The 14,815-nt window shown below is 46.3% G+C and carries 12 protein-coding genes; 8 read left to right on the top strand and 4 right to left on the bottom strand.

Translation table 11 applies throughout. From position 1 onward, the window contains the following. The first annotated feature begins 137 nt into the window (after window positions 1-137). The 5 genes from KD145_RS21740 (at window position 138) to KD145_RS21720 (ending at window position 8,278) form a co-directional block, all read left to right on the top strand. The gene (locus KD145_RS21740; protein ID WP_212001602.1) at window positions 138-674 is read left to right on the top strand and encodes an RNA polymerase sigma-70 factor; all 537 of its coding nucleotides are present in this window, start codon (window positions 138-140) and stop codon (window positions 672-674) included. Between the two features lie 63 nt (window positions 675-737). Next, entirely contained in the window at window positions 738-1,826 is a 1,089-nt protein-coding gene (locus tag KD145_RS21735; protein WP_212001600.1) for a FecR family protein, read from the top strand. Window positions 1,827-2,016: 190 nt separating this feature from the next. Beyond that, window positions 2,017-5,544: a SusC/RagA family TonB-linked outer membrane protein gene (locus KD145_RS21730; RefSeq protein WP_249219506.1), complete on the top strand. Its 3,528-nt coding sequence runs from the start codon at window positions 2,017-2,019 to the stop codon at window positions 5,542-5,544. A 33-nt stretch (window positions 5,545-5,577) separates the two neighbouring features. After that, complete coding sequence (locus tag KD145_RS21725; RefSeq protein WP_212001598.1) at window positions 5,578-7,377, top strand: RagB/SusD family nutrient uptake outer membrane protein; 1,800 nt, start codon at window positions 5,578-5,580, stop codon at window positions 7,375-7,377. Between the two features lies 1 nt (window position 7,378). Further along, complete coding sequence (locus KD145_RS21720) at window positions 7,379-8,278, top strand: metallophosphoesterase (protein ID WP_212001597.1); 900 nt, start codon at window positions 7,379-7,381, stop codon at window positions 8,276-8,278. A 64-nt stretch (window positions 8,279-8,342) separates the two neighbouring features. On the opposite strand, the gene KD145_RS21715 is transcribed toward KD145_RS21720, so the two are convergent. Together KD145_RS21715 and KD145_RS21710 are read right to left on the bottom strand one after the other, a co-directional pair. Further along, a complete protein-coding gene (locus tag KD145_RS21715) occupies window positions 8,343-9,143 on the bottom strand; it encodes a hypothetical protein (RefSeq protein ID WP_212001596.1) in 801 nt (266 codons plus the stop codon). 66 nt (window positions 9,144-9,209) lie between these two features. After that, complete coding sequence (locus KD145_RS21710; protein WP_212001594.1) at window positions 9,210-9,854, bottom strand: DUF6624 domain-containing protein; 645 nt, start codon at window positions 9,852-9,854, stop codon at window positions 9,210-9,212. Between the two features lie 147 nt (window positions 9,855-10,001). Here KD145_RS21710 and KD145_RS21705 point away from each other — a divergent pair, with 147 nt between their 5' ends. The 3 genes from KD145_RS21705 (at window position 10,002) to KD145_RS21695 (ending at window position 12,780) form a co-directional block, all read left to right on the top strand. After that, window positions 10,002-11,105, top strand: coding sequence for a hypothetical protein (locus KD145_RS21705; protein ID WP_212001593.1), 1,104 nt, complete (start codon window positions 10,002-10,004; stop codon window positions 11,103-11,105). Between the two features lie 20 nt (window positions 11,106-11,125). Beyond that, on the top strand, window positions 11,126-11,899 hold the full coding sequence (locus tag KD145_RS21700; RefSeq protein ID WP_249219855.1) for a helix-turn-helix domain-containing protein: 774 nt from the start codon (window positions 11,126-11,128) through the stop codon (window positions 11,897-11,899). Window positions 11,900-11,964: 65 nt separating this feature from the next. Beyond that, window positions 11,965-12,780 (top strand): ester cyclase, encoded by an 816-nt coding sequence (locus tag KD145_RS21695; protein ID WP_212001591.1) that lies wholly within the window; start codon window positions 11,965-11,967, stop codon window positions 12,778-12,780. On the opposite strand, the gene KD145_RS21690 is transcribed toward KD145_RS21695, so the two are convergent. Next, complete coding sequence (locus KD145_RS21690) at window positions 12,777-13,367, bottom strand: RNA polymerase sigma-70 factor (protein WP_212001590.1); 591 nt, start codon at window positions 13,365-13,367, stop codon at window positions 12,777-12,779. The genes KD145_RS21695 and KD145_RS21690 overlap by 4 nt on opposite strands. A 204-nt stretch (window positions 13,368-13,571) precedes the next feature. Further along, window positions 13,572-14,762: a thioredoxin fold domain-containing protein gene (locus tag KD145_RS21685; protein ID WP_212001589.1), complete on the bottom strand. Its 1,191-nt coding sequence runs from the start codon at window positions 14,760-14,762 to the stop codon at window positions 13,572-13,574. Window positions 14,763-14,815 lie beyond the last annotated feature (53 nt).

The raw sequence follows: 14,815 nt of genomic DNA, 5'->3' as shown, positions 1-14,815 counted from the left end.
TTTTAAGTAATTCCGCGTGTGGATGCTGAATTCGTAACATATCGTTAATAATAAGCTTTCCATGATTTATATACTTTTGTATTATGAGGAACAATGAGCAGATTAGGTCTCTCTTTCAAAAAGTCTGCAGTGATGATATGCAGGCATACAATGAGTTATATCTTGCTTTGTGCCAGCAGCTGCTTCATTTTTCCGCCGCTATCGTCTCGTCTTTCCATCTTGCAGAAGAAGTAGTTTCCGATGTTTTTGTTACCCTATGGCAAAAGCGCCATCAGTTATCGCACGTGGAAAACCCTGTTGTTTACCTGTATGTTATTACCAAAAATCTTTCATTAAACACTTTACAGCAACAACGTCGTCACCTACACGAAAATCTGGAATTACTGGATACCGCTGCGCTGGTAATAGCACCGGATGCAGAGAGCAGTATGATCTCCGCGGAAGTGTCGCAGAAGATAGAATCGGCAGTACGTAGCCTGCCGGCCCGCTGTCAGCTTATCTTCCGGCTCGTTAAACACGACCGGCTCAGTTACCGCGAAGTAGCAGATCTGCTCAATATCTCCCCCAAAACCGTTGATGCCCAACTGGCCACTGCCGTTAAAAAAATATCCCAGGCAGTACGTTTTGACCTGTCCAGTGAACTGGCAAAATCCTACCTCCACCTCGACTCCTAAATTTTTTTTCAAACGCATAGGGAATTCCGATGCGTAATACTGTCCTTTTAATATCTGAAGATCATGGATCAGGAAAGATTATATACCCTACTGACCAGGGAAATCGCCAATGAACTCACGCCCGCTGAGGCAGAGGAACTGCAACAATTACTGCAGCAGTATCCGCATGCCTCCTATATCCGGGAAGTGTTTACAAAACCCTGGCAGGAAACAAGCTATGGAAGCACTCCTGAGCAGCTGAAACAAATGCAGGCCAGACATCTGCAACGCCTGCAGACAGCCTCCTCCTCTTCAGCAGCAACCATCCCCGATGATGTAACCACTACTACCCCGGTACGCCGCCTGTGGTGGCATGTAGCCAGCGTTGCAGCCAGCATCGCGCTGATAGCCTTCACCGGATGGAAGCTGTTGTATCGCCCTGCCACCCAACCACTACCGCTGGAAAAACTGGTAACGTCGAAGGGCACACGCTCACAACTATTATTACCGGATGGCTCCCATGTATGGCTGAATGCAGGTAGTAAACTCAACTATCCACCAACATTTGCCGCCGGCCAGCCAAGAATGGTAGAACTGGAAGGAGAAGCTTTTTTTGAGATTGCCACTGATGTCAACAGACCCTTCCGGGTGAAAACCAAATCCTTTACCATACTGGTATTGGGTACCTCTTTTAATGTACGGGCCTACCCGGAAGAAGACAGTGCTGTCACCGCTCTGGTAAATGGCGCTGTGGAGGTACAACTGGATCAGGCCGGCCAGCAAAAAATATTGCTTCGTCCAAATGAAAAACTGACGGTGCCCGCTGGATTGTATGCCAATCCGGATGATGCACGGCTACACGAAAACGAAACAGGAAAATTACAGATCCCGATATACAAACAACAACTGACACAGGTAAGGGACAGCATCGTTTCTGAAACTGCCTGGGTAAAAAATAAACTGGCATTCAAACATCTGGAGCTTGAAAAAGTAACTGCACTACTGGAACAATGGTATGGCGTCGAAATAGACTTCCACAACGAAGAGAAGAAACGGCTGTACTTTACCGGTATGTTTGAAACGGATAATCTCGATGAAGTCCTGGATGCATTAACATCTACGGGATCATTTACTTACACTAAAGATGCAAGAGGAAAAATCTGGATTGAATAGTCCGATCTGTTTAACATAAAACGAACCATATGGCTTAATTCACACCTAACAACACTGATTCCAACTTACTTCCTTAACAGATAAAGAAAACGGGAAATGTTCGCACCATTCCCCGCTCATTTATCGGTTAATGGCTTTGTATTGTCTTTTGCGCAACAAACAAAAATTAATTAACCAACAAAACAAATTTATGAAAAAAAACACAGTGGACAATTGTGCCCTGCAACGGCGGGGCTTGTATAAGCTGTTAATTTTTATGAAATTTCTTACACTATTCATAACGGTCGCCTGTCTGCATCTGAGTGCTGCAGTGCGCTCCCAGTCAAGGATAACGTTGAAGATATCACAGGTACAGCTTGAAAAAGCACTGGCCATGCTGGAAAAGACCAGTAGTTACCGTTTTGTGTACAATGATGATAATCTCCCGCTGCATCTCAAAGTATCGCTGGACGCCAACGAGTTGTCTATCGACAAGGTGATGGGCCAACTGCTGAACAAAACAGCATTGGGATACCGTATCATCCCGGGCAACCTTATCGTGATTGCTCCTGCAGCCATTGTCAGCAAAGATGTGGTTGTAAAGGGAAAGGTCATCACCCCTGCGGGCGAGACACTTCCCGGCGTCACCGTGCGGTTGAAAAATACAGCCGTTGGCGTTACAACAGACGCTAAAGGCAATTTCGAAATAAAAGTACCTGAAAACGCTGTGCTGGTTGTATCCTACATTGGGTTCAACCAACAGGAGGTTAGTCTCAATGGAAGGGATAATGTGACCATCACAATGGAGCCCTCTAAAAACTCCATGGAAGAAGTAATCGTAGTCGGTTATGGCACCCAGAAAAAAATCAATGTTACAGGTGCCATCGACCAGATCAGCGGAAAACAACTGGCAGAAAGGCCTATCGCCAATGTCATGCAGGGTCTGCAAGGTGTGAGCCCGGGTTTGAATATCACCTACAAAGGCGGTGCACCCGGTCAGACTCCTAAGATCAATATCCGCGGCGTAACATCTCTGAATGACAAAACAGATGCACCATTGATCATTATTGATGGTATCACGGCAGCCACCGACGATCTGCTTCGACTGAACCCTTCTGACATCGCTTCCATTTCTGTATTGCGTGACGCTGCCTCTGCGGCTATTTATGGTGCCCGTGCGGCTTTTGGTGTGATCCTCATCACCACCAAACAAGGTACCACCGGCGGACGGCAATCCGTCAGCTACAACAACTATTTCGCTAAATCCCGCCGAACCGTCATGCCGGATGCGGTAACCGATCCCTACATCGTTTCCCGTGTAATGGAAACAGCCACCCATAATACTCCCTGGGCCTATGTAAGTTATTCCGATGAATACTATAAATGGGCCAGAGAAAGGTCCGATGATCCATCTCTCCCGGATACCCGCATTGACCCCAGCGACCCTTCCAAATGGGCTTATATGGGCAGCAACAACTGGAATGATTATTTTTTCAGTAAATCCAATTTCTCCCAATACCACAGCATCTCTTTGAACGGCTCTGCTGAAACAGCGAAAAAAATGCCGGTATCATACCTGCTTTCCGCCGACTTCACCGATGAGAACGGCCTTAACAAACTGTCCAAAGACAAATGGGACCGCTATGGGCTGCGCAACAAAATCAACATTAAACCATTCAGCTGGCTGCAGGTAGACAATAACCTCAGCATATACCAGACCAAAGCTGATGCACCTACCTATAACATCACCGACGTTTATTACCTGCAACCCACCATGGTAGCGGTAAATCCCGATGGCACCTGGGCCAACACCAGCGCCGGACGCCTAGCAGCACAACTCGTAGACGGAGGCAGGACTACACAAACACGCTTCGGTTTCCAGAACGTTATCAGAGGTGTGGCCTCCTTCCTCAACAACGACCTGCAGATTACTGGTGATGCCAGCTTCAAACGGGAACAATGGAAATATCATACAGACTCCAAAAAATACAATATCGGTTTCGGCCCCAATGATATCCGTCAGGAAGGTGGTACAGGTTATGTAGCAGAAAACAATGCCATGGCGATACACGATGTATATGACCTCTATGCCAACTATCACAAAACGCTCGGCAAAGACCACAAAATCCAGCTGTTGGGCGGCTTTAACCAGGAGAACTATGAATGGAACAAACTAAATGTTACCAAACAAGGGCTTATCTCTTCATCCCTGCCTTATGTAGCACTGACCAGCGGTGATAGCAAACTGGGCACCGATTACACAGCCTATGCGATCAGAAGTTTCTTTGGCAGGATCAACTACACCTACAAAGACCGTTATATCATCGAAGCTAATGGTCGCTATGATGGCTCCTCCCGCTTTCCTTCCAACAAACGCTGGGGGCTCTTCCCTTCCATCTCAGGAGCCTGGATCGCCAGTGAAGAAAATTTCATGAAAGGTATTTCCAAACAATTGCCAACACTTAAAATAAGAGCCTCTTACGGAAACCTGGGCAACCAGAGCGTTAGTGACTTCGGATATATCCAGACACTTCCTACTGCTCTTTCCGGTTACCTGATCGGAGGTAATATCAATCAAACCATCATCAAAAATGCTCCGGATATCCGCGTGGACCCCAACAACTATACCTGGGAAAAAGTAACCACTGCCAATATAGGCGCAGACGTGGGATTGTGGGGTAACAATGTGCAGGCCACTTTTGATTATTATGTGCGTAATACTATCGGTATGCTGTCAAAAGGTGTGGAGCTACCTGGAGTGCTCGGAACGACTCCTCCCATGCAGAACTCAGCAGACCTCTCTACCCGTGGCTGGGAGCTGACGCTTGGCTACCATAATACCTTCAATGTGGGAGGAGACCCGCTGAGCTTTGGGGCAAAAGTGTTTGTGTCTGATGATAAGACCAGGATCACCCGTTTCAAAAATGAGCAGCAACTGCTGAGTACTTACCGGGAAGGGCAGACCCTTGGCGAAATCTGGGGCCTTGTTAATGATGGCGTCTTCAGAAACAAAGATGAAATCAAAGCCCTGGATGAAAAAGCTATTATTCCCTGGGGAGCCCTCGATATCGTACCCGGATGGCCCAAATACAAAGATCTTAACGGTGATGGTAAAATTGATCGTGGTCCGAGTACCAAAGATCCCCAGGACCTCACTATCATTGGCAACAGCAGTCCGCGCTACCGTTTCGGTATCAACCTGGACGCCAGCTGGAAAGGTTTTGATATAAACGTTTTCCTGCAAGGCATCGCCAAGATGGATTATTATCCGCACCATTATCTCTTCTGGGGCCCTTATCAACAGCCATATGCCAGCATTTATCCCTGGAACCTCGACTACTACCGCGGTACAGCTGACGATGCTTCCCTGCGCGCGCAGCACTCCCAGTCCTATATCAAGGCCGGCCTCGCAGATGCCAATCCAAATGGCTACTTCCCTGTATTACAGTCATGGCTGGCAGACAACAACTATGGCAGCGGCCTGGATATCCCGCAAACAAAATATCTGTTGAACGCTGCCTATCTCCGTGTCAAAAACCTGACGATAGGATATACACTGCCGCAATCCGTTTTAAAACGTTACCGTATCTCACGCTTACGTGTATTTGTCTCCGGTGAAAACCTCTTCGAGTTTTCTGCCATCAAAAAATATCTCGATCCCGAATCCATTACAGATGGCTACGGATGGGCATATCCTTATCAGCGCAAATATGCTGTAGGTATCAATCTTGACCTGTAATCCCTGATATGGTAATCTTTTAAACACCGTAACATGAAAAAAATTTCCATCATAATAATAACCGGTCTTCTGTTGGCCGGTACTGCCTGTAAAAAATCTTTTTTCGACCGGTATCCGCAGGATGCCATCTCTCCACAGCTCTTTTTTAAATCAGAAGAAGATCTGGCATTGTATATCAACGGCCTGCTCTCTATGCCTGGCACAGGGATCTACTATGATGACCAAAGCAGCGACAATATGGCCACCACAGCGGCCAAAGAAGTCAAAAACATTATGACCGGCTCACCCAGCTCCAAAAATTTACCTGATGGCTGGGACTGGGCACGGCTGCGCAACATCAATTATTTCCTGGAGAACTACAACAAAGCTCAGGCCACCCAGGATGTAAAAGACCACTATGCCGGTATGGCCAGATATTACCGCGCACTCTTTTATTTCGGTAAAATAAAACGTTATTCAGATGTGCCCTGGTATGGTCAGACGATGAACCCAAGTGATACGGCACAACTATACAAGCCCCGCTCTCCCCGGGCACTCGTAGTAGACAGTATGATGGCAGACCTCAGTTTTGCCGCCGCCCATATACGTAGCAACGTACCCTCCGGTACTCCCAACGTATGGGCAGCCAAAGCACTGTTTGCACGCATTGCACTATACGAAGGCACCTACCGCAAATACCATCCGGAACTGAATCTGCAAGCCACTGCCGGACGGTTTCTGGATACCGCCATCAATGTAACACAGGATATTATAAAGAACGGCGGTTTCACCATCTACAACACCGGCAACCCCGCACAGGATTATGCTACATTATTTTACAGCCAGGACCTGCTCCAGAACAAGGAAGTGATACTGGCTTATCCTTATGATGCCAGCAAATCTGCCAGCAGCGGAGGTACCGGCACTGTCTTCGGAGACTACGAACAGTCGCCTTCCCGCGACCTCGTGCAGAGTTATCTCATGAAAGATGGCACCCGCTATACCGACCAACCCGGATATGATCAAATGCAGTTTGTACAGGAGTTCCAGAACCGCGATCCCAGATTAAAGCAAACATTGGCCTGGCCTGGTTTTGTAAAAGCTGGTGATAACAAACCATACATCCAGCGTCTGAATAAAAACTTCTCCGGTTACCACCAGATAAAAGGTTTTACCAATACTACCGATAATATTATGGCAGGTAGTGTAGATGTACCGATGTACCGTTATGCTGAGACATTGCTGATTTATGCAGAAGCAAAAGCGGAACAGGCAAGCCTTACACAAGCAGATCTTGACCAATCCATTAACCTGCTGCGTGCCCGGGTGCAAATGCCGCCTGTCAGCCTGGCCATGGCCGGTGCGGACCCGGATATGGTGCTGGCAGCCAGATATCCTGATGTGAGCGGCCCGCTGAAAGGTGTTATCCTCGAAATACGCCGGGAAAGAAGGGTGGAACTGGCCATGGAAGGCTACCGCTTCGATGACCTCATGAGATGGCATGCCGGCAAACTGCTTGCCAAACAGCCTGAGGGCATGTATTTCCCCGGCCTCGGTAAATTTGACCTGACCGGTGATGGTATTCCGGATATCATCCTGATAGATCAAAGTGCAGATATTCCAACAGACGACAAGAAGGAAAAAAATTCACTGGGCGTAAACCTCATCTACTACAAAGCCGGTTCTTTCGGTGATAACGTGACCGTATATATGAAAAACGGTACCGCCGGCGGAGCACTGGTTACAGAGATCACACCCAGAACATTCCTGGAACCTCAATACTACTACCGTCCGATTCCCTATACGCAAATGGTATTAAATCCTAATCTCAAACAAATTTTTGACTGGCAATAATATGAACAGAAGAGATATCATCAAAGGTAGCGGCCTCCTGGCAGCTGCTTCCTTACTATCACCGGCCATAAAGGCCGCAGCAGCATCCAGCTCCAAACGCAAGCCGGTACTGACTGTTGCCCATATTACAGATGTACACATAGCCGCAGGAGATAATGCCCCCGAACGTTTTATCAAATGCCTTGCAGCCGTGAAAAAACAGGGCGTTGACTTTATCCTCAATGGTGGCGACTCTATCATGGATGCTTCTTATGATAACGTTAAACGGGAGCAGGTCACAGAATTATGGAGCATATGGGACCGATGCATAGAAACGGCAAAACCTTATGCGGTATATAGCTGTCTTGGCAATCATGACATGTGGTGGAAAGCACCGTCAGAACAGGATGAAATGTACGGCAAACCTTATGTAGTAAAACGGCTCAAAATCCCCGCACGCTACTACAGCTTCACTAAAAAAGGCTGGCATTTTGTAATCCTCGATGGCAACAATGATAAAATATCACTGGATGAAGAGCAGTTCAAATGGCTGGAAAATGATCTGCAGCAGCTGGCTCCCGGTACGCCTACATTACTAATGTCGCATTACCCTATCCTGGGCGTAACACCCACCCTGGTAGGTGGTGGCCATAGCGACCATGTAAAGCTGAAAAACCTCTTCTACAAACACAAGGATAAAGTGAAGATATGTCTCAGCGGTCATAACCACCTTGCCGACAATGCGCTATACAATGGTATCCATTACTGCTGTAATGGTTCCATGTCGGGCTTCTGGTGGGGCGCCGGCGATAAGGATTCCGCAGGCAAAGGATACTACTTCGAAACACCGCCGGGATATGCTATCCTGCGGTTATACGAAGATGGACAGGTGGAGAATGAATATATCGCACATGGATATTGATAAGTGATTCCTTTTAAATCAAACGGCTTGAGTCCCTGGGCTCAAGCCGTTTGATTTAAATCAGCTATACTCTGAAGCCCTGCCAGGGAGATGAACACTTCCAGTATGTAATTATGCCTTTCCAATAAGGTATATCAGCATCATCCAGTCTGATTGTTTCCCAATCATCCAGTTCAGGTATACCGCTTACTATTCTATCATAATAATATTGACCTTCCTCATCGAAAACCATTTCTTCCAGCTCCAGTTCCTTAGCAAATGTCCTCATCAGATAATGCCGTAAGCTCCAGGCTATCACAATAGTATCTGTTCCATAAACAGACAACAGCGGCTTAAGCCCATGACCGGCATCATCCATTAAAAAGGTATGTGCCTTAACAGGCAGCAGCCTGGGAGCATTATGATACCATGCTGAAAATATCCGGGTTTTCTCTTCTCTGGTATCAGGACGTTGTCCCCATGATTTTAACCAAAATCCGGTATTAAGTACATCAAATAAAATGGTTTCGTAACGCCATTCAAGTTTGTTCTCAATCCAATTCGTATCTGTCAGCCAGTTATAGAAGAACGAAGGAGTGCCCCAGGCAGCCATTGGACTATCTTCCTCATCATCTTTATCATATTCAGGCTCATCATAATTTTTGTCTATGGTATGCAATACCTTCAAAAAAGCCCTGTGCTCATATCCAAACTTTATATCGTATTTCTGTTCCAATCCATCGATTTCCTGATCACTCAAACCTAGCCATTTAGCTCCATGGATGGCACTTTCCGGCGGAACGTTGCTCCAGGCGGATTCTGTGGTTGTTTTTACCCAGACAAGAAAATCGATAAGATCCGCGGGAAATGTTATGTGTGACTTCATAGGTGTAACGGGAAAGCATATCTTTTAACCATCTAAAATTATCAAATTTTTTCAGGGCGATTCAATCTATTGCTTCGGCTTCGCTCTGGGCCTGCCCAGCAATTGTAAGACAGATTCATAATATTGCTCAATAGGTTCCATACCTGCTTCTTTTCTCCGTGCATCCACATTTTCCGGATCTTCCAGGTCGGGCGGATAAATGATCCTGTTGTTTTTGTCAAACAAACTGCCGTTCTCACCATAAGCAGGCTGTGTCCCATAACGTTGTTTCCCGCCTGTATTATGCTGAACACGATCATAGAGATAGGCATAGTCCTTCCTCAATATATCGCCTTTTTGGGAAAGGCTGTCCAATATCGGCAGCATTTCCAGCTGGAAATGGGGTTCACTATCGGCATGCTGGATGAGTATAAAAAAATGATGCGAAGCATCGGCACCTACCAATGTGATGGTTGGGTAACCATATTGTGCGTAAATCTTTTTGATGACCTGCAAATTGCGTTTATACATTGCCCGTTTTAGAGAATACTGTTTTTCCATGCTATCCTGGGGAGCCTTGTGCTGGTTCATTTCCAGCAATCGGAGCTGCACTGTCTGATCAGCTTCATAGAGGTTGTCAATAGTACCGGCCAGGGACTTGTTCACCTGTCCATTTGCAGTTGAAGCAATAAAAACAAATAGTACAACGTAAAGGCGGATGATTACATTCATAGATTAGGATTTTTTCATCTGGGATTTTCTAAAAAAACGTTGGTAATATGCGGGCATTATACAAGTAAAGCATCTACTTTAAGTTAACAATTAATCACTAAAAAACCTTATACTTGTCTACATTACCAATCCTTGAATGTAACACCCATGGCCTATTATATTAACCTTTTCTCTCCAGCCACCTACGAAGCCTTCTCCAATTCAGACAAAAGCCTTTCCGGCTTTATGGAAAGCAAACGATCTATCGCTAAAAACCTTCGTCCTGGCGATAAGCTTATTTGTTATGTAACAAAACTATCAAGATGGGTTGGGGTCATGGAAATCAACAGCCTCCTGTTTGAAAACGATAAGCCTATATATTACCCGGTTAACGACCCATATACCTTACGATTTAAAATCAATCCCACTGTCTGGCTTTCCTTTGAACAAGGTATTCCGATTACGGACAGCAGAAGTTTTAACCACTTATCTTTTACCAGACTCTTGCCGCCCGGCAGCAATACCTGGACCATACACGTAAGAAGCAATCTGCGCAGACTGAAGGATGAAGATGGTGCCTATCTGGAGAAAATACTGCTGCAACAGCGGGCCGCCCCTGTAACTTATACGCTCACTGATGCTGATCAGAAAAAGATCGATACTTCCGTCACAGCATTACAAACAACAGGAGCAATAGAACTCACCATTCCGGAGCGGGAAGACCCTGGTATCCTGTCTAATCAGCCCTTTCCAAGGGAGAGCATCACAATACAGGCCAAACTGGCCGAAATAGGAGAGAAAATGGGTTTCAGCATATGGCTTCCAAGAGCAGACAGACAAAGAGTACTGGAACACTGGAATGCAGCAGACAATAGCCTTCTGGAGACACTCCCATTAAATTATGTAAACGCTGTACTGAAAACCATCGAAAACATTGATGTGCTGTGGATCAGCCGCAACATGATCGTCAGAGCCTTTGAAGTGGAGCATACCACTTCTGTTTATTCCGGCATTCTCCGCATGGCCGACCTGATGGCACTACAACCCAATATGAATGTAAAACTACATATTGTAGCTCCTCAGGAAAGGCGGGATAAAGTTTTCCAGGAAATAACGAGGCCCGTATTTTCATTCATGGAGCATGGCCCCATGAAAAATACCTGCACCTACCTGAGTTATGAAAATATATTACTCATCGCGAAAGATAAACACCTGGCCAGTCTCAAACCTACTGTCCTGGATGAATATGATGAATCAGCTCCGGAATCCTGATTTTATTATCTTTGAGTAAGATGCTCCTGAAGCCTTACATACCCTCCGCACCACTACAACCTTTCATCCAGGCTTACAAAATCATTGAAAGCCAGGATGCACGGGTCAACCGGGTATTGCCCGACACCACGCCCGCCATCGCCTTCCGTTATAAAGGCCGGATCAATTACCTCAGCGATCAGCAGGCCAATCCGGTGCCGGCAGCCGTTATATCGGGATTAAGGTCTTCTGTACGGCTGATCAATTACCAGGAAAACACCGCTGCCATTATTGTACAGTTTAAACCTGCCGGCGCAGCAGCCTTCTTTAAAACACCGCTCCATGAACTGTTTGAACACAGCGTTTCATTGGATAATTTCATCAGCCGGCAGCAAACCGCTATCATAGAAGAACAGCTGGCCGAAGCCAAAACTACCCACGAGAGAATAACAGTTATTGAAACACTGTTACTCTCATTGCTGCATGGCTCCAAACAGGACAACCTGATATTAAACGTCCTTCAGCAAATACAAACAACACAGGGAGATCTCCCTATAAAAAACCTGGCTGCATCCAACTACCTAAGCCAGGATGCCTTCGAAAAACGTTTCAGAAAAACCATCGGCACTTCGCCCAAACAATACGCCTCCATCATCCGGCTAAAATCCCTCATCACTCGCAAACAGCCCACTCAAAGCCTTACAGATCTAGCCCTGGATGCTGGTTATTTCGATCAGGCCCATTTCAACAAAAGCTTTAAACGCTTCACCGGCCTCACACCTTCTCATTTCTTCCAGTCACCGCTGTTCTGGTAAAATCAATGATTTTTTACAATGATAAGGCTGCCCTAAAGCTGAATTTTGCTGTATAAAAACAAACAATGATCAAACAATTACTGGGTGGTTTGTTGCTCACAGCAACGACTGCCTTCTCACAGGAAAAAGTATCAGATATGGAAACAATACAGCAACAAAACAAAGCCGCCATCATTCACTTTTATGAAGATATTCTCAATCAGCGGCAGTTCGGACAGCTGGACGGTCTCATCTCCCCGGATTATGCCAACAGCCAGGGAGACAGCGGTATTCAGGGTTTTATACAGTCGGCGCAAGCAGTCCTTCAGTCATTTCCGGATGCCCAATGGAGCTTGTCTTTGGTAATGGCAGAAGGTGATAAAGTCTTCGTAAAACAAAAAATGCAGGGCACTCATCAAAACACCTTTCAGCACATCGCACCTACACACAAAGCCGTTACCAGCGAAGGAACCGGCATCTATACTTTCAAAAACGGAAAAATCATACACCACGAAATTCAGACCGACAGGCTTGGCTTTCTGCAACAGTTAGGCGCCATTCCTGCTGATATTACGCCAACGGACAAACGAAATCAGGTGTACTTCATCGATAAATTCATTGTACCGTCAGCGGCTATCAGTGAATTCACACAAAGGATGAACTATAACAGGGGCTTTATTCAAAAGCTGGACGGTTTTATGGGAGATAAGGTATTTCAGCATCAGGAACAAAACGGACAGTACTCCGTTATCACCGTTGCCACCTGGAAAAATCAGGAGTATCTGGACAATGCCAAAACACAGGTGCAGGCTGAATACAAGCGGATTGGTTTTAACCCTGCCGGATTTTACCAGCAGCTGCATATTCAGATGGAAAGAGGCATTTATCAGGGAAATGATTAATTCCGGCTATTCTCCAGTAATGCCATCATACTCAATACCAGTGGGAAGGCGCTGTCCATACCTTTGCGGAGGGTCCGCAATGCCTGCGACATCTTCTTTTCCACTGTTTTCACAGAGATCTCCATTTTACCCGCGATCTCACGGTAGGTAAGCCCTTCCTCGCGGCTCATGCCAAAGATCATCCGCTGATCTTCCGGGAAGGTGGCCAGCACGCGCTGTAATACAGTATCCAGCTCTTTAAAAGCCAGGGGCTCATGAATGAGCAGGTCTTTGGAAATAAGGGCCAGCCGCTCGTAGAAGTTAATGTCTGACTTGAGAGTACGCAGGGCTTTCAGTTCCTGGTAGCGCACCGCCTGAAAAAGGTAAGCTTTCAGATGCAGTACCTCCACTTCCTTACGGCGATGCCAGAGAGAGATGAACACCTCCTGTACAATGTCCTGTGCAAGGTCGCTGTCAGTCAGCATACTTTGAGCACGCAGGTACAGCACCTTCCAGTAACGGTTATACACCGCTGTGAAAGCTTCCTGATCATCCTGTGTGATCTGTTCCCAGAGCTGATCATCCGTATATGTACTGCAGTTTGACATTCAGGTGTTTATTCGGTTAGTTGCGGGTATACAGACAGGAAGTAACAGAGATGTCCGCTTCAAAACACATTCAAAAATAATATATGAAGCGGGTTGGTTTAGGGCGAAGATAATTTCAGGCGGGAAATAATGCAAATCCTTTTTCAAAACAAAAGGTGTAGCGATCATCGCTACACCTTGTCTATATAGGATATGGTCGAACTATTACAATTTTTCCAGGTCGTCAACCAGCGCCTGCGCCAGTTTCTGTATTTTGGAGGTCTCTGCATCTGCCAGTGCTCTGGCTTTGCGGGCTGCAACCAGACCTTCCTCTTTTTTCTTCATAGAAAGACATACCCATCCGAATGTGCTTTGAATGCTGTATTCTTCAGGATTTACTTCCACGGCGCGTTTGGCCAGTTTATAAGCCTGCGGCAGGAAAGCGGATGTTTTAGCATCAGCATCCCGTTTGCCATTCAGGCGACGGGCCAGAAAACTCAGTTTTTCACCATCATTCTTTAAAACGCCTTTCATGGCCTTGTCAGTGAGTTTTACATATTCATTCAGTTTGTTTTCCTGGAAAAAGAACTCTGCTTCCAGCATCACGGCCTGCCGCTGCCTTTCAGGCTGCGGAGATTTTTTGAAGTGGTCCAGGCCAGCGTAGAAACCTTTTGCATCTCCGGCGTAGATCATCGGATACAACATAGCGGAGATAAGGCGGTCAGCAAGGGCATCCCTTTCTGCCTGATTGGCGTAAGAAGCAAACTGGGTCTGGTTGGCCAGATAGTATTTGCCTAATCTGTCATTACCGGATTCGGCGATGTTTTTGATGGCCTTCCACCCCAATGAAGAATTCAGCTCATTCTCCGGGAATTTCTCACTGATCTCTTCACCGATCTTTGCTGCAGCACGACGGTTTGATTTATGCACTGCCATGTAATAATTGATCAGGAAAGGAATGCCTCTTTCTCCGGCATCATAGCGGGCAGACAGGGAAGAGGTATTACGCTCCGGATCATTGGCCATACGGGCTTCTTCCAGGAACTCCTCTGCAGACATGCGGGAACCGGTACGATGCACTACTTCACCCTTACCATTGATAAAAAGATAGGTAGGATAGGACTGAACATTATACTGTTTTCTTAAGTCAACACCTTCTCCCTTTTCCATGTCTTGTTTGGTGTTGATAAAATGCTGGTTGTAATACTGATATATTTCCGGCAGGTTAAACACGTTTTTCTCCATCCATTTGCAGGGGCCGCACCAGGAGGTGTAACAGTCGAGGAATACCAGTTTGTTTTCTTTGGTGGCCTGGTCCAGCGTAGCCTGCCAGGAAACGTTGTTAAACGCTATCTCTTCCTGGGCATTACTTTGGAGTGCAGCCAGCATCAGGAAGGCGTAAAGAATTCTCTTCATAAAATATTATAAATGCCCGGAGAAAGGTTTTCTCCGGGCAGTGATCAAAATTG

This window comes from Chitinophaga sp. HK235 (genome assembly GCF_018255755.1).
GTDB lineage: Bacteria > Bacteroidota > Bacteroidia > Chitinophagales > Chitinophagaceae > Chitinophaga.
Note: the sequence above shows the minus strand (reverse complement) of the source record. Positions and strands in the feature narration are given on the sequence as shown.